Below are 16,610 nucleotides of genomic sequence, written 5' to 3'. Positions count from 1 at the left end.
CTTATTCCATACATTGAGCGAATGTTCATTTGTGTGTAAGCGTTTCTTTTAGAGGGGAAAGGAGATGGAAAAAATGGTGAAAACAGTGATTGTTGAGGGAGCGAGGACGCCGATCGGAAAACTTGGCGGGAGTTTACGTTCCTTAACGGCTCCCGAACTTGGAGCGGTCGCGATGAAAGAAGCGATGCTTCGAGCCAATGTTCAACCGGCGGAAGTCGATGAGGTGATCATCGGGACCGTTCTTCAAGGGGGACAGGGGCAGCTTCCGTCCAGACAGGCCGCGAGAAAAGCGGGAATTCCTTGGAACGTCAAAACGGAAACGATCAATAAAGTCTGCGCATCAGGAATAAGAAGCATCACATTGGCAGACCAAATCATTCGTGCGGGAGACGGAGAAGTAGTGGTAGCAGGCGGAATGGAGTCGATGTCCAATGCTCCTTACGTTTTGCAAAACGTCCGTTCCGGCTTGAGAATGGGCGATGACAAATTGGTGGATTTAATGATCTATGATGGCTTAACGTGCGCCTTTTCAGGAGTCCATATGGGTACGTTCGGAAACAAGACAGGAAAAGAACTGGGCATTTCCCGCGAAGAACAAGATCGATGGGCTTATCGCAGCCATCAGTTGGCCATTAAGGCAATGGAGGAAGGAAAGTTTGCCGAGGAAATTGTTCCTGTCGAAGTCCCGCAGCCAAAGGGCGATCCGGTGGTGGTGTCCGATGATGAAGCGCCGCGTAAAGATACGTCCATTGAGAAGCTGGCCAAATTAAAGCCGGCTTTTGATCGAGACGGAGCGATCACAGCGGGAAATGCTCCGGGTGTCAATGATGGAGCGGCGGCTCTGGTTCTGATGAGCGAAGAACGCGCCGAAAAAGAAGGCAAAAACATTCTTGCTCGGATTATTGCTCATGAGGCCGTGGCGGTAGAGGCGGAAAATTTTCCGAAAACTCCCGGATTGGTCATTAATGAGCTTTTGAAAAAAACCGGAAAATCAATTGATGACATCGATTTATTTGAGATTAATGAAGCTTTTGCCGTAGTGGCGCTGGCAAGCAGTCAAATAGCCGGGATCGATCTTGATAGAATCAATGTCAACGGCGGAGCGGTCGCTCTCGGCCACCCGATCGGGGCAAGCGGAGCACGGATAGTTCTCACGTTGGCATATGAGTTAAGAAGAAGAGGCGGCGGAATAGGAGTGGCGGCCATTTGCAGCGGCGGGGGTCAAGGTGATGCCGTTATGATTGACGTTCCCAAACAATAAAGCGTGGTTTTACCTGTTTGGTTGATGGACCTTCCGTCAGGACAGATTCGGTTCAGATATCATTTTCACTTTAAAAGCGAGGGATTCAAATTCTATAGAAAAGATTACACGAATTCAATGGGGATACCGTTTTGACAACCGGAGAAGGAAGCCTCCGGCAGCTACTCCTTTTTGCGCCTTTTTGGCTGGCGTGAAGGAGACGGAGGCTGTCTTCCTAATGAAAAGGAAGATTTGGCAGTGTCTTGCATCAAATGGTTCCCAAATGAATGGTTGAGGTGAAATGAATGGATATCAAAACGGTCATGGTTGTCGGCGCCGGCCAAATGGGGTCCGGAATCGCACAAGTTTGTGCGCAATCCGACTATCAAGTTATCGTAAACGACATTAAGGAAGAATTTTTAGACAAGGGTTTCGCAGTCATTGCCCGAAATTTAGCCCGGCAAGCGGAAAAGGGAAAGATAACAAATGAGGAGAGAGATCAAACGCTTTCCCGATTAAGGAAATCGATTGATATTCGAGATGCTGGTGATGTGGATTTAGTCATTGAAGCGGCAGTAGAAAATATGGAAGTCAAAAAAAGCATTTTTGCCGAATTAGACAAATATGCGCCGGAGCACGCCATTTTGGCCTCCAATACTTCATCCTTGCCGATCACGGAAATCGCTGCGGCCACGAATAGGCCGGAAAAAGTAATCGGCATGCATTTTATGAATCCGGTGCCGGTAATGAGGCTTGTGGAGATTATTCGCGGATTGCAAACATCAGAGGAAGTGTATCAATCCATTGAGTCCATGACCAAATCTCTTCAAAAAGTGCCGATTGAAGTAAATGACTTCCCTGGATTTATTTCGAACCGAGTGCTGATGCCGATGATCAATGAAGCCATTTATGCATTATATGAAGGGGTCGCAACAAAAGAAGCCATCGATGAAGTGATGAAATTGGGGATGAATCATCCAATGGGACCGCTTACGTTGGCCGATTTTATCGGACTTGATACTTGCTTGTATATTATGGAAACCCTTCATGAAGGGTTCGGCGATGATAAATATCGTCCATGTCCGCTTTTAAGAAAATATGTAAAAGCTGGGTGGCTAGGCAAAAAAACGGGAAAAGGATTTTATGAATATTCTTAAATATTGTTTGAATAAGGACAAAGGGGTTTAAAACAGGGACAGCAGGAAGAGCTGTTTAGGCTGTCATCACTACTTTCTTGGGGGGCAGCGATGAAGCTTCACTTCACGGAAGAACAGGTAATGTTTCGAAAAGCGGTTCATGATTTTGCCAAGGAAGAAATAGAGCCGTATTTGGACCGAATGGAGCAAGGGGTGTTTCCGAGGCTTATTGTAGACAAAATGGCAAAAAAGGGGCTAATGGGCATTCCTATTCCGGAAGAATACGGAGGTCGCGGACTGGATTTTATTTCTTATATTTTGGCAATTCAGGAGCTGTCCAAAGTCAGCGCAACCATTGGAGTTATTTTATCCGTTCATACGTCCGTTGGCACGAATCCCATTTTGCATTTTGGAACTCCTCAACAAAAACATAAGTATATTCCGAAGTTGGCAAAGGGAGAGTATTTGGGAGCTTTTTGCCTGACCGAGCCAGGTTCCGGTTCAGATGCGGCTAGTTTAAGGACGAGAGCGGTCAAACGAGGGGATCACTATATTATAAACGGTTCAAAGATATTTATAACGAACGGAGGGGAGGCGAATACATATATTGTGTTTGCCTCCACTAATCCTGAAGCAGGAAGAAAAGGGATTTCCGCTTTTATCGTTGAAAGGGAGACTCCCGGTTTTCATATAGGAAAAGACGAACGGAAAATGGGGCTTCACGGCTCTCGAACCGTTCAATTGACGTTCGAAGACATGAAAGTGTCAGCGGAAAACTTACTTGGAAAGGAAGGCGAGGGATTTAAGGTGGCAATCACCAATCTCAATGCCGGACGCATCGGCATTGCGGCCCAAGCGTTGGGAATTGCGGAAGCTGCCTTGGAAAAAGCGGTCTCCTATGTCAAAGAGCAGCGGTCAACGGGGGAATCGTCCATCTCCGAGCAAGGCGTGAACTTTCGATTGGCGGATATGGCAACGAATGTGGAAGCGGCAAAATTGTTAGTATACCGGGCGGCGTTTTTGCATTCCCGGGGGCTTCCATGCGAGAAGGAAGCATCCATGGCAAAACTGTTCGCATCCAATATCGCCATGGAAGTCACAACGGAGGCGATCCAAGTCTTCGGGAGGGAGGGCTATTCGAAAGACCATCCCGTTGAGCGCTATTTCCGAGATGCCAAAATCACCCAAATCTATGAAGGAACAAATGAAATACAAAGAATCGTCATTAGTAAACGGTTGTGAGAAGAGGTGCTGAAAATGAATTTTCAATTATCGGAAGAGCATGAAATGATTCGAAAAACAGTACGTGATTTCGCCCAAAAGGAAGTGGAGCCGACTGCAAGTGAACGGGACGAAGAAGAACGTTTTGATCGGACTTTATTTGAAAAAATGGCAGAATTAGGACTTGCTGGAATCCCGTGGCCGGAAGAATACGGCGGGATCGGCAGTGATTATCTTGCGTACTGTATTGCGATAGAAGAGCTGTCAAGAGTAGACGCTTCTATTGGCGTTACCCTTTCGGCTCATACATCTCTTGCCGGTTGGCCGATTTATAAATTCGGCAGTGAAGAACAAAAACAAAAATATTTAAGACCAATGGCGGAAGGAAGAAAGATCGGAGCATACGGTTTGACGGAACCGGGATCTGGATCGGATGCCAGTGCAATGAAAACCACTGCGCGGCGGGATGGAGATGACTACATATTAAATGGGTCGAAAATTTTTATCACGAACGGCGGTGAAGCGGATATATATGTCGTCTTTGCCATGATGGAACCGGAAAAGAAGCACCGTGGCATCAGTGCGTTTATTGTGGAAAGCGGATTTGAGGGATTTTCCGTTGGCAAAAAAGAAAAAAAGCTGGGAATCCGCTCTTCGCCTACGACGGAAATTATTTTTGAAGATTGCCGGGTTCCAAAAGAAAATCTTCTTGGAAATGAAGGGGATGGCTTTAAAATTGCCATGATGACGTTGGATGGAGGGAGAAATGGGATTGCCGCTCAGGCGGTTGGTATTGCTCAAGGCGCTTTGGATGCCGCAATAGCCTATGCGAAAGAGCGTCATCAATTTGGCAAGCCGATCATCGCCAACCAAGGAATTTCTTTTAAATTAGCGGATATGGCAACCGGTGTAGAAGCAGCCAGATTATTAACCTATCAAGCTGCTTGGCTTGAATCGCAAGGTCTTCCATACGGAAAAGCTTCCGCCATGTCGAAGCTTTTTGCCGGAGATACAGCGATGAAAGTCACAATCGAAGCCGTTCAAGTTTTTGGTGGCTACGGGTTTACAAAAGATTATCCGGTGGAACGCTTTATGCGTGATGCTAAAATCACCCAAATCTATGAAGGAACACAAGAAATTCAAAAACTGGTTATCTCTAGAATGTTAACAAAGGAATAAAAATCGAAAAAAATATCAACGGCAAGAGCTTGCCTATAAAATAACTATGATCCCAATTGGACGAGAAGTCGGAAGTCTGACTCCTCTGCGTTTTTTGCACAGTATCAAAAGGTCTCCGTCAAAGAGGGCGCCAGAATACGCAAAGGAGCGCAGACTTTTTTTACCGCAAATGGTCAAAAGCAGCCAAGACTAGAACAAACTATGCCTGATGAAAAGGCGGTCGATCGTATGAAAGGAAGAAAAGTTCATGCTTCTGTAAAAGATGAACAACTGATTCAAAAAAGGCGAAATGAGATGATTAGAGGGACGGTCCTTTTTTTAACGGATTTCCGAAAGAAGTCTCCCATCCTCAAGGAATGTGCAGGGCGTAGCCCAATGAGTAGGTGGGAGATGAATTTCGGTTGGCTTTAGCCAAAGGTTTTGATATAATCAGTCTTATATATAAAAAAGGATTGATATATCAATGAAATTGGATAGTAATAATCATTCAGTGTTCCTATTACATTATCATCTTGTATTAGTTGTAAAGTATCGCAGAGAAGTGTTCACCGATAAAATATCTGATTTTGCAAAAGATATGTTCATTGAGATCGGAAAAAAATACAACATTACTTTGACAGAGTGGAATCATGATAAGGATCATATCCACATCCTATTCAAAGCACATCCTAATTCTGAATTATCGAAGTTCATCAATACGTATAAGAGTGCAAGTTCTCGACTGATAAAGAAAAACTTTCCTCATATCCGAAAAAGACTATGGAAAGAGATGTTTTGGTCAAGAAGCTTTTGCCTGCTTACAACAGGCGGTGCACCAATAGAAGTCATAAAAAAATACATTGAAAATCAAGGTCAGAAGTGAGGTGATTTGATATGGCCAAACAAAACAAAGCCTTCAAATTTCGTTTGTATCCGAATAAAGAACAGAAAATCCAATTAGCCAAAACATTTGGTTGTGTTCGCTTTGTCTACAATAAGATGCTGGAAGAACGTAAGGAAACGTATGAGAAATTCAAAAACGATAAAGAAACGCTTAAACAACAAGCATTCCCGACACCAGCGAAATACAAAGATGAATTTCCATTCCTAAAAGAAGTGGATTCTTTAGCTTTAGCAAACGCACAGATCAATTTGCAAAATGCTTATAAGAACTTTTTTGAAGGTCGTGCGGAGTTTCCTAAATTCAAAAGCAAGAAAAATAAACAATCTTACACAACCAATATGGTCAACGGCAATATTAAGCTAGAAAATGGTCATATCAAACTACCAAAAATCAAAAAGCCAATGAAAATGAACCGACATAGAGAAATACCTGCTGATTATAAAATCAAATCTTGTACTATTTCTAAAACAAAGACAGGTAAATATTATATTTCGATTTTGACAGAATACGAGAAAGATATTCAGTCAGTAAAGATTCAAAAAGTAGTTGGCTTAGATTTTGCTATGGACGGTCTATATGTCGAGAGTGAACAGGGTGAGAAAGCCAATTACCCACGGTACTATCGACAAGCATTAGACAAACTGGCAAAAGCACAACGAATTCTTTCTCGCAGAAAAAAAGGTTCTGCACGTTGGGAAAAACAACGTTTGAAAGTAGCAAAGTTACAAGAGAAAATTGCCAATCAACGCAAGAATTTTCTTCACCATAAATCAAAAGAATTAGCATCAACCTATGACGCAGTTATCATTGAGGACTTAGACATGAAAGGAATGTCTCAAGCCCTCAATTTTGGAAAAAGTGTTCATGATAATGGCTGGGGTATGTTCACTACTTTCTTAGAATACAAGCTAAAAGAACAAGGGAAACAACTTGTAAAAATCGATAAGTGGTTCCCTTCTACTAAGAAATGTTCTTGTTGTGGCAAGGAAAAAGAAATGCCATTATCTAAACGTGTATATGAATGTTCTTGCGGTTTTGTATTAGATCGTGATCACAATTCAGCAATCAATATCAAAAATGAAGGATTACGCATATTAGCATAAAGAATAATAACTTTCGGAACGAGAGGGTAAGCTCGGTCAATTTCTTATCGTTAGATAGGATTACCCGAGAAGCCCCCACTTCAAGCGACCCGCAAGGGTGGTAAGTGGAGGGTAGTTCACAAAAGAGTTTCATCGCACAACTACTAAAGAAATGGCAAGTGAATTTAACTTCCCTCCGAAAGAAGTCTCCTACTTCTAAACGTGAAAGTGCGGAAGCACCAGTGAAAGTGGGAGATGAATTTCGGTTAGGCGTAGCCTAAAGTTGTCTCTTTTTTGTATTACGATATAATCAGTATTTATATAATGAAAGACTGTTATATCAACGGAATTAGATAATAATAATCATTCGGTATTCCTTTTGTATTATCATCTTGTTCTGGTCGTAAAATATCGCAGACAAGTGATTGATGACCCCATATCTGACTGTGCAAAAGATATGTTTATTCGACTTGGTGAACATTACAATATTTCCTTGGTCGAATGGAATCACGATCTTGACCATGTGCATATTTTGTTCAAGGCACATCCGAATAGTGAACTATCAAAGTTCATCAATGCCTATAAAAGTGCAAGTTCTAAGACTTATCAAAAAGCATTATCCACAAGTGAAAAGAAAACTTTGGAAAGAGTATTTTTGGTCAAGAAGCTTTTGCTTACTTACAACAGGTGGTGCGCCCATTGAAGTGATAAAGCAGTATATAGAAAATCAAGGGAGGAAGTGAGGTGATTCGATACGGCAAACAAAGCATATAAATTTCGTCTGTACCCAACACAAGAACAAGAGCAACTTCTTACAAAAACCTTCGGCTGCGTTCGTTTCGTCTACAACAAAATGTTGGCTGAACGAATGGAAACGTATGAACCATTCAAGGACGACAAAGAAGCTTTGAAAAAGCAAAAAAAATTCCCGACTCCTGCAAAGTACAAAAAGGAATTTCCATGGCTCAAAGAAGTAGACAGCCTTGCGTTGGCAAACGCTCAACTGAATTTGCAGAAGGCATACCAAAACTTCTTCTCTGGTCGTGCTGAATTTCCGAAGTTCAAAAGCCGAAAGGCGAGACAGTCCTACACAACCAACGTGGTCAACGGAAACATTATGCTTTTGGATGGTTATATCAAATTACCGAAACTGAAACTTGTAAAAATCAAACAACATCGAGAAATTCCGTCACATCCTATCATCAAGTCTTGTACGGTTTCTCGAACAAAAACAGGAAAATACTATGTTTCTATTCTCACTGAATACGAACATCAACCTGTACAAAAAGAAGTACAAGCTGTTGTTGGCTTAGATTTTTCCATGAACGGTTTATTTGTCGATAGTGAAGAAGGTAAGACAGCCAATTACCCTCGTTTCTATCGCCAAGCCTTGGGAAAATTAGCGAAAGAACAGCACGTTCTATCACGCAGAAAGAAAGGTTCTAATCGTTGGCACAAGCAACGACTAAAAGTGGCGAAGCTACATGAAAGAATTGCGAACCAACGAAAAGACTTTCTACATAAGGAATCGCACAAATTAGCGAAACTATATGATTGCGTGGTTATCGAAGACCTCAACATGAAGGGAATGTCCCAAGCACTCAATTTCGGCAAAAGCGTTGCTGATCATGCATGGGGCATGTTCACGAAATTTCTCCAATACAAGTTAGAGGAGCAAGGGAAAAAGCTTATCAAAATAGATAAGTGGTTTCCATCATCCAAAACTTGTTCATGTTGCGGTCGAGTAAAGGAGTCTCTATCTCTTTCTGAGCGCATATTCCATTGTGATTGTGGTTTTGTAGCAGATAGAGATTGGAATGCTTCTATCAATATCAAGCGTGAAGGATTGCGACTGTTGGCATTAGCATCATCATAAATAGAGCATGGAACAGGCTCGATAGCTAAGTAAATTTCGTACCGTTAGGTGCGATTACCTTAGAAGCCCTCACCTCTAAGCGAAGCGAAGGTGGCGGGTAGTTCACAAACGTTGGAACAAGGAAAGAGCAAAAAGATTTGGCAGGTTTCTGTGTATTCTTTCCGATAAAAAACTGCGTATTGTAAAAAACCAAATCAATTTCGTCTGTCCAAGACATAAACATAAATTGTGAATATCTGTCTTTTTTACAAACCACCCTTTCATTTGGAACGAAAGGGTGTTAAAAGAAGAAGAGGAAAGGATGAAATCAATTTTGTCGTACGGATGGAAAGGCCGGTCGGTTTCTGATCATTCATAAGACATTTCAATATTTTGCTCATCTCTTCGAAAGACGGGACCAAGTACGTCAAGTGTTGATCAAAAGAGGGGTCCCTCTCTTTTGCTGAAGCTGCAGTAGGGAGTAGTATATGAAGAATATTCGCGCTATAATAATACAGCGAAAGATAACTTGGGGCGTGGAGCGATGAAAATTTTGCGAAGATGGGTCGCAATCGGTTTCTTTGTAGCTGTCTCCTCCTTTCTTTATGAAAAACAATTGGGAGCTGTTCCTTTTTTGTTTTTATCTATTTTTTTCCTGACGGCTGCTTATCGAGAGAAAACAAAAGATCGGAAGAAAATGAATGTGAGCATCTGGGGAACTTCTTATAAGAGTGAAAAAATGAGTGAATAAGCGGATTATATATGGCATAAACAAAGCATTATTGTTTATAATGGAAAATATGTATTCTAGTGTTCAATAATGTACAGAGCGTAATTTCAGCATAAGAAAAGGCCGGGTTTTAATCCGTGTTCTTTATGTGCTCTTGAGCAGGAAGCACCCGAATGGATCAACATTTTGTTTTTTTCGCTCCTTATAGAGTGTGGAAATAGAGAAAGGAAGTGCGAACAGTGAATCTTGAACAGTTGTCGAAAGATGAGTTAAATGAAATGTCTTTTATTGAGCTGGCCTTTGCCATTCTAGAAAACAAAAAACAAGCCATTCCATTCCAACAATTACTGAACGAAATTCAAAAAATATTAGAGTTGTCCGATGAAGAAATTCAGGATAAAATGGTTCAGTTTTATACGGATTTAAATATTGACGGTCGTTTTCTTGCCTTAGGTGAAAACCAATGGGGGTTAAGAGCGTGGTATCCAATTGATCAAATTGAAGAAGAAACCGCTCCGACGGTGAAAGTACGAAAGAAAAAGGCGAAAAAAGCGGTGGAAGATGAACTCGAAGATTACGATGATACGGTGGAGGATGATGATTTCGAAGATCTGGATGATTTTGATGACAGCCTCGACGAAGTAGAAGATCTGGATGACGAAGAGGATTTTGACGATTTGGATGAAGAAGAAGATTTTGATGACGATCTTCTGGATGAAGACTATGATTTGGACGAAGACGAATTGGACGAGGATTTAGACACTATTGACAAAGAAAAGGAATTATAATGTGTGAGTAAAATGTTTGTGGGAGAAATTCTTAGAATTCCCCGATGAGGGGGTTGGGAACGTAGGTTCGCAATCCCCCTCATCGGGGCCACCAAGCGAAGCGCGGTAGGATCCCAAGCAGGAAACATGAAAAAAGGACTCTCTCCCTGGTAAGATGATCATTGCCAAACCATCAAACAGGAGGAGAGAGTCCCATGAATATTCAACAACATCTTACCACAAATTCGTTGTCATGGAAAGAGATCGAACTTGATTTGTTTCGAGCCTTGCAAAACGCCTTCGCCGAACTGTTTACGGCTTTGTTGGAGGACATCGACCGACAATTGGCGGAAACCCGGGACAAGCGCCGGTACCACTTGAAAGACAAACGACGCATCACGATTCAAACCCTGTTTGGCGAAGTTACCTTTGAGCGGAACTACTATTTAGACCGGGAACAAAACCGTTACACGTTTTTGCTTGATTCCTTTTTAGCGTTTGATGGATCGCAGTCAATCAGCCCTTGTCTAGAAGAAACAGCGGTGGGATTGGCGGTGGAGTGCTCTTCTTATCGCAAAGCGGCTCGTACGCTTGCCCAGATGGTCGGGTATCCGGTGATGAGCCATGAGGCGATCCGCCAGTTGGTGCTCGAAGCTGAAGCTCCGCTGCACTGCCCGGTCAACCAGCGATATGGACGGGTGCTGTTTGTGGAGGCCGATGGACTGTTTGTTTCTCGCCAAGGGAAGGGAAAACGGGCCAAGGAAGACAAGATCCTAACCGTTCACGAAGGGTGGAAGCGCAACGGCTCACGGATCGAATTTGTCAATCAGCGCCATTACGTCCATGAGGGCAAGGGGGAGGTGTGGGAAGGCTTCGAGGAATTTTTGATAAATGAATATGCCTATGATCCGTGTCGGGATCTTCTTGTCATCAACGGGGACGGCGCTCCATGGATTACCGCGTGCCGGGAGTATTTCAAGGGACGGGTCTGCTTCCAATTGGATCGATTCCACGTGGCGCGTGAGTTGCGCCAATGCCTCTCGGGCCATCCACGGTGGCAGGCGATTCGGCAAAAGCTGGCGAAGCAGGATGAAGAGAAGCTGCTTGTGGAACTGAACAGCGCCCTCGGCACGCTGGGGGACGAAGCGAAAGAACAACAGCTGGCTGCCTTGATCCACCGGATCGAATCGATGCCGGGATGCATCCGTGATTACCGGGAATGGCTGAAGGAGCAAGGAGTGGACACAACGGGCATGTATCCGATGGGGAGGGCTGAAAGCGTGATGAGCCAGCTGGCGTATCGGGTGAAATACCGCCGCAGTTGGACAGACAAGGGACTCAGGGCGTTTTTCAAGGCAATGATTGCCCGGATGGATGGGATTCGTCTTTTCGGACGTCGTTTAGGAGAAGAATCGTCGCATCCGGCGGAGGAAACGGTGTCGACGGCATCCACCAAACAGACGATCGTGAACAAGGCGAAACAACGCGTCCGCCGTCTTTGGCCGGAGATCACGCGGAATAACGTGCCATATTTACAGCAATCGTCCGGGACACCGATCTATCATGCCCTGTCTGAACTCAAGGGATGGTAAAAAAAGGTATACATATCGGTCTGTCATGGCAAGGGATGAGAGTCCGAAAGCGCTTACGGATGAAATTTAAAAAAATGGTTCGCTAACCTATGACTTACACCTGTTTTTTAGCGAACCAAAAAAGTTCCCACAAAATCTTGACTGACTCAATTATAATTCTGCGCTTGACTTCTTTTAATGAGAATTGTAGTATGTTATCTGGGCTCTATAAAAACTTTTTTGTATATAAAGAAGAAAGAACGCTCCCTTACTGTTCATAGGTAAGAGGGGCGTTTTTGTATTTTACCCAAAAAACTAAGGAACATTATATACAACAGTTGTTTCAGATATCAGCGAACATTATGAAGGGGGAACTAAATTGACAAAATATATATTTGTAACTGGCGGTGTGGTTTCTTCTTTGGGAAAAGGAATTACGGCTGCATCTTTAGGCAGGCTTTTAAAAAACCGAGGATTAAATGTGACGATTCAAAAATTTGATCCGTATATCAATGTGGACCCAGGTACAATGAGTCCATATCAGCATGGAGAAGTGTTTGTTACGGATGATGGAGCGGAAACGGATCTTGACCTTGGGCATTATGAACGTTTTATTGATATTAATTTAAATAAATACAGCAACGTTACAACCGGGAAAGTGTATTCGGCTGTATTAAGAAAAGAAAGACGCGGTGAATACTTAGGCGGAACGGTGCAAGTGATCCCCCATATAACGAATGAAATTAAAGATCGGGTATTTCGGGCAGGAAAAACGACGAACGCGGATGTGGTGATCACAGAAATTGGCGGAACAGTCGGCGATATTGAGTCGCTGCCATTTTTAGAGGCAATCCGTCAAATTAAAAATGATGTTGGGCGTGACAATGTGATGTACATCCATTGTACGTTGATTCCTTATATAAAGGCAGCCGGTGAAATGAAAACGAAGCCGACCCAACATAGCGTAAAAGAATTGCGCAGCCTCGGCATTCAGCCAAATGTGATTGTCGTGCGTACAGAAATGCCGATATCCCAAGAAATGAAAGATAAAATTGCTTTGTTTTGCGATATAGATCCAAAAGCTGTCATTGAGTCAAGAGATGCCGATACATTGTATGCCGTTCCGCTCGCTCTTCAAGAACAAAAACTAGATGAAATTGTTTGCCAACATTTGAAATTGCAATGTCATGAAGCGGATATGACGGAATGGAAAGAACTTGTCGACCGCGTGAGAAACTTATCGCGGAAAACAAAGATAGCTTTGGTCGGAAAATATGTGGAACTTCAAGACGCTTATATTTCCGTTGTTGAGGCCTTAAGACATGCCGGGTACGCTTTTGATTCAGAAATTGAAATTCAATGGGTCAATTCGGAACATGTGAACTCGGAAAATGTATCCGATTTGCTCAAAGAGGCAGATGGAATTTTAGTTCCGGGCGGATTTGGCGATCGGGGAATTGAAGGAAAGATCGTTGCCATCCAATATGCCCGAGAGAATCGGGTTCCATTCTTGGGCATCTGCCTTGGCATGCAGCTGGCGTCGGTGGAATTTGCTAGAAATGTACTGGGATTGGAAGGAGCTCATTCTTCTGAAATTCGTCCTGATACAAAATATCCGATTATTGATTTGCTTCCGGAACAAAAGGATGTAGTGGATCTTGGCGGAACTTTACGGCTTGGATTGTATCCTTGCAAGCTTTCGGAAGGGACAAAAGCGTATGAAGCGTATAAAGAAGAAGTCATTTATGAGCGTCATCGCCATCGATATGAATTTAATAACGAATATCGGGAACAAATGGAAAAACATGGTTTTGTTTTTTCCGGTACAAGTCCGGATGGACGTTTGGTTGAAATCATCGAATTAAAAGATCATCCTTGGTTTGTCGCCAGCCAATTCCATCCTGAATTTACTTCAAGACCTACTCGTCCGCAGCCGTTGTTCCGTGACTTTGTAAAAGCCGCTATAGAAAATCAAGCATAAGAAAGTATCTTATTCAGATATAGATCAAATGAATGTGTGGAAAAACACATCTATCATTTGACATGAAATCGTTGAAAGAGGACAAGGCTTTTTAAAAAGATCAATAGAATGATGGTCAATCGAACTTCTGTGCAGAAATTGGTTAGCCGCTTCTGCACAGAAGTTTTGTTTTTTTGGATCGTTTTCAAACAGTCAATCAGCACGATTATGGATTATGTTTCCTTTTTGAGTGAATGGGCCATTCATCCTTTCAGAAGGTCGCAGACAAACGGATGGAATGAATGGAAAATGAAACGTGAAAAAGGGCCTTAATTTTGTGGAGGATATTTTTTTGTTTAAAATCTACTTTTATAATACAATATGGCAAAATTATGGTTTTAAACATCTCCAGAAAGAAGGAATTTAATCGTAAAAAAGAGAAGTATAGTTTTGATTTAGAGAGATAGATGTGGTTCAGGATAGGAGGAGGTACCTCTTTCGCTGTTCATGTTTCATTGTTTATTTAGTTGGGATGGGGCATCAATATACATACCGGTACGAATTCAAACCATTGTAAGGGGTGGGATCCATATGGCAGAGAAAATATTAATCGTCGACGATCAATTTGGGATTAGAATTTTGTTGAACGAAGTCTTGCAAAAAGAAGGGTATGAAACGTACCAAGCCTCCAATGGCGCACAAGCTCTTGAAATTGTCGACCGGTATTCTCCTGATTTAGTGTTGTTGGATATGAAAATTCCCGGAATGGATGGCATTGAAATACTCAAAAGAATGAAACAAAAAGACCCGGATATCAGGGTGATTATTATGACCGCTTATGGAGAACTGGATATGATTCAAGAGGCAAAAGAATTGGGAGTTCTCACACATTTCGCAAAGCCGTTTGACATTGATGATATACGCAATGCCGTTAAGCAATATATTTCTTAATTTCGGGGTATATTTGAACAAGTGGAGAATTTTTTTTGTGAAAACGTACCCATGTTGGTAAAAAAGATATGAATTTGGTATCATAATCAATGTAAATTCCATCCGTTGGTTTAGGTAAGGGAGGGTCCTTTGCCGATTAAACTTCCAGGGAATGAGTTAAGGAGGAAAAATTATGCCTTTAGTTTCCATGACTGAAATGCTTAACAAAGCTAAAGATGAAGGATATGCTGTGGGTCAATTCAATATTAACAACTTAGAATTCACCCAAGCGATTCTACAAGCAGCTGAAGAAGAAAAATCTCCTGTTATTCTTGGAGTTTCTGAAGGCGCAGCTCGCTACATGGGCGGATTTAAATTGGTTGTAAACATGGTTAAAGCATTGATGGAAGAATATCAAATTACGGTGCCAGTGGCTATCCATCTTGACCATGGTTCCAGCTTTGAAACATGCGCAAAAGCGATTCATGCTGGTTTCACTTCCGTTATGTTTGACGGTTCCCACTACCCTCTTGAAGAAAACATTGCGCTGACGAAAAAAGTAGTGGAACTTGCCCATCTTTTTGGTGTATCCGTTGAAGCGGAACTTGGCCGCATTGGTGGACAAGAAGATGACCTTGTTGTTGAAGAGGCAGAAGCAATGTACGCTATTCCTTCTGAATGCGATCGTCTTGTGAAAGAAACGGGTGTAGACTGCTTTGCTCCTGCACTGGGATCTGTTCATGGTCCGTACAAAGGAGAACCGAAACTTGGTTTTGACCGTATGAAAGAAATAAGAGATTTAACAGGAGTTCCGCTCGTGCTTCATGGTGGTACAGGAATTCCAACAAAAGATATTCAAAAAGCCATTTCTCTTGGCACTGCTAAAATTAACGTAAATACAGAAAACCAAATAGCTTCTGCAAAAACTGTTCGCCAAGTTCTTGCAGAAAAACCGGATTTGTACGATCCACGTAAATACTTGGGACCGGCTCGCGAAACCATTAAAGAAACGGTTATCGGCAAAATTCGCGAATTTGGTTCTTCAGGAAAAGCATTTTAAAATCATGAATAGTCAGTTTGAAACCGCCTTATCTTAATAGGGCGGTTTCCGTACATTACTCAATTGAAAATAATGGAAGAGGTGTGGTGGCGTCATGAAATTTTTTATTGATACAGCTAATATAGAAGAGATTAGAGAAGCCCATTCATGGGGGATTTTATCAGGTGTGACAACCAATCCTTCTTTAGTAGCGAAAGAAAACGTTTCTTTTCAAGATCGCCTTCATGAGATTACATCCCTTGTGGATGGATCTGTCAGTGCAGAAGTGATTGCGACAGATGCGGAAGGAATGATTCGGGAAGGACGGGAATTGGCTCAAATTTCTCCTAATATTACGATTAAAGTACCTATGACTCCCGATGGATTAAAAGCCGTTTCCACTTTTAAAAAAGAAGGCATTAAAACAAACGTAACCCTTATTTTTAACGCCAATCAAGCCCTTTTAGCCGCTCGTGCCGGAGCTTCCTATGTTTCTCCGTTTTTGGGACGACTGGACGATATTGGGCATGATGGTTTGGAATTGGTCGAAAAAATTGCTAATATTTTTGCGATCCATGATATTGAAACCGAAATCATTGCTGCTTCTATTCGTCATCCTCAGCATGTCACCGAAGCTGCCTTAAAAGGCGCTCATATCGCCACTGTTCCGTTTAAAGTATTGAAGCAAATGTTCCATCATCCGCTTACTGACAAAGGTATTGCTGCTTTTCTTGCCGATTGGGGCGGAAGATCGCTGAAATAAAATAAATTTTTCATCAGCGGGGCGCTTCCCCCTGCTGATGTATAAGTTTTTGGAAAGTCTGACTTTCCTTGATTTGCTTAGCCGAAGCACCTTCTAGCGGAATAACGGTAATCCCAAAGAACGCATCAGAAGACAAAAACCTATGATTTGAAAAAAATTCCAATATTTATACATCCTGAATCCGTGACAAAACATCTTTACAATGGTCGCAAACCGTTGATACGATAAGGAAAAACGACGTTGACGATTCTTCA

Annotated in this window: 13 protein-coding genes and 2 pseudogenes; all 15 read left to right on the top strand. The window is 42.3% G+C overall.

Annotation, left to right across the window (positions count from 1 at the left end):
• Window positions 1-73: 73 nt before the first annotated feature.
• Window positions 74-1,261 (top strand): acetyl-CoA C-acetyltransferase, encoded by a 1,188-nt coding sequence (locus N1I87_RS16975; RefSeq protein ID WP_270583771.1) that lies wholly within the window; start codon window positions 74-76, stop codon window positions 1,259-1,261.
• A gap of 284 nt (window positions 1,262-1,545) precedes the next feature.
• Complete coding sequence (locus tag N1I87_RS16970; RefSeq protein WP_327804583.1) at window positions 1,546-2,397, top strand: 3-hydroxybutyryl-CoA dehydrogenase; 852 nt, start codon at window positions 1,546-1,548, stop codon at window positions 2,395-2,397.
• 90 nt (window positions 2,398-2,487) lie between these two features.
• Window positions 2,488-3,618, top strand: coding sequence for an acyl-CoA dehydrogenase (locus N1I87_RS16965; protein WP_341103044.1), 1,131 nt, complete (start codon window positions 2,488-2,490; stop codon window positions 3,616-3,618).
• A gap of 15 nt (window positions 3,619-3,633) precedes the next feature.
• Complete coding sequence (locus N1I87_RS16960) at window positions 3,634-4,776, top strand: acyl-CoA dehydrogenase (RefSeq protein ID WP_341103042.1); 1,143 nt, start codon at window positions 3,634-3,636, stop codon at window positions 4,774-4,776.
• Window positions 4,777-5,239: 463 nt separating this feature from the next.
• Window positions 5,240-5,638: an IS200/IS605 family transposase gene (gene tnpA, locus N1I87_RS16955; protein ID WP_003352529.1), complete on the top strand. Its 399-nt coding sequence runs from the start codon at window positions 5,240-5,242 to the stop codon at window positions 5,636-5,638.
• An 11-nt stretch (window positions 5,639-5,649) separates the two neighbouring features.
• A complete protein-coding gene (locus N1I87_RS16950) occupies window positions 5,650-6,762 on the top strand; it encodes an RNA-guided endonuclease InsQ/TnpB family protein (RefSeq protein ID WP_003353586.1) in 1,113 nt (370 codons plus the stop codon).
• 316 nt (window positions 6,763-7,078) lie between these two features.
• Window positions 7,079-7,484 (top strand): annotated as a pseudogene (gene tnpA, locus N1I87_RS16945) (IS200/IS605 family transposase).
• 17 nt (window positions 7,485-7,501) lie between these two features.
• A pseudogene (locus N1I87_RS16940) lies at window positions 7,502-8,617 on the top strand (RNA-guided endonuclease TnpB family protein); the annotation flags it as partial.
• Between the two features lie 523 nt (window positions 8,618-9,140).
• A complete protein-coding gene (locus N1I87_RS16935) occupies window positions 9,141-9,347 on the top strand; it encodes a hypothetical protein (protein ID WP_341103040.1) in 207 nt (68 codons plus the stop codon).
• Window positions 9,348-9,565: 218 nt separating this feature from the next.
• Window positions 9,566-10,114: a DNA-directed RNA polymerase subunit delta gene (gene rpoE, locus N1I87_RS16930; RefSeq protein ID WP_003353372.1), complete on the top strand. Its 549-nt coding sequence runs from the start codon at window positions 9,566-9,568 to the stop codon at window positions 10,112-10,114.
• A 194-nt stretch (window positions 10,115-10,308) separates the two neighbouring features.
• Window positions 10,309-11,685 carry an ISLre2 family transposase gene (locus N1I87_RS16925; RefSeq protein ID WP_341100208.1) on the top strand — a complete coding sequence of 459 codons (1,377 nt, stop codon included), beginning with the start codon at window positions 10,309-10,311 and terminating at the stop codon, window positions 11,683-11,685.
• 358 nt (window positions 11,686-12,043) lie between these two features.
• Window positions 12,044-13,645, top strand: a complete 1,602-nt coding sequence (locus tag N1I87_RS16920) for a CTP synthase (protein WP_341103039.1) — start codon at window positions 12,044-12,046, stop codon at window positions 13,643-13,645.
• A 570-nt stretch (window positions 13,646-14,215) separates the two neighbouring features.
• Window positions 14,216-14,575, top strand: coding sequence for a response regulator (locus tag N1I87_RS16915; protein ID WP_003353370.1), 360 nt, complete (start codon window positions 14,216-14,218; stop codon window positions 14,573-14,575).
• Window positions 14,576-14,747: 172 nt separating this feature from the next.
• Entirely contained in the window at window positions 14,748-15,614 is an 867-nt protein-coding gene (locus N1I87_RS16910; protein WP_341103037.1) for a class II fructose-bisphosphate aldolase, read from the top strand.
• Between the two features lie 94 nt (window positions 15,615-15,708).
• A complete protein-coding gene (gene fsa, locus N1I87_RS16905) occupies window positions 15,709-16,356 on the top strand; it encodes a fructose-6-phosphate aldolase (RefSeq protein ID WP_341103035.1) in 648 nt (215 codons plus the stop codon).
• Window positions 16,357-16,610 lie beyond the last annotated feature (254 nt).

This window comes from Bacillus sp. FSL W8-0102, assembly GCF_038007225.1.
In the GTDB taxonomy this organism is placed as follows: domain Bacteria; phylum Bacillota; class Bacilli; order Bacillales; family DSM-4216; genus Bacillus_O; species Bacillus_O smithii.
Note: the sequence above shows the minus strand (reverse complement) of the source record. Positions and strands in the feature narration are given on the sequence as shown.

Coding starts and splice junctions, on each gene's coding strand:
- N1I87_RS16910 (WP_341103037.1), top strand. CDS start 14,748: ATGCCTTTAGTTTCCATGACTGAAATGCTTAACAAAGCTAAAGATGAA.
- N1I87_RS16965 (WP_341103044.1), top strand. CDS start 2,488: ATGAAGCTTCACTTCACGGAAGAACAGGTAATGTTTCGAAAAGCGGTT.
- N1I87_RS16915 (WP_003353370.1), top strand. CDS start 14,216: ATGGCAGAGAAAATATTAATCGTCGACGATCAATTTGGGATTAGAATT.
- N1I87_RS16935 (WP_341103040.1), top strand. CDS start 9,141: ATGAAAATTTTGCGAAGATGGGTCGCAATCGGTTTCTTTGTAGCTGTC.
- N1I87_RS16960 (WP_341103042.1), top strand. CDS start 3,634: ATGAATTTTCAATTATCGGAAGAGCATGAAATGATTCGAAAAACAGTA.
- fsa (WP_341103035.1), top strand. CDS start 15,709: ATGAAATTTTTTATTGATACAGCTAATATAGAAGAGATTAGAGAAGCC.
- N1I87_RS16950 (WP_003353586.1), top strand. CDS start 5,650: ATGGCCAAACAAAACAAAGCCTTCAAATTTCGTTTGTATCCGAATAAA.
- tnpA (WP_003352529.1), top strand. CDS start 5,240: ATGAAATTGGATAGTAATAATCATTCAGTGTTCCTATTACATTATCAT.
- N1I87_RS16925 (WP_341100208.1), top strand. CDS start 10,309: ATGAATATTCAACAACATCTTACCACAAATTCGTTGTCATGGAAAGAG.
- N1I87_RS16970 (WP_327804583.1), top strand. CDS start 1,546: ATGGATATCAAAACGGTCATGGTTGTCGGCGCCGGCCAAATGGGGTCC.
- N1I87_RS16975 (WP_270583771.1), top strand. CDS start 74: ATGGTGAAAACAGTGATTGTTGAGGGAGCGAGGACGCCGATCGGAAAA.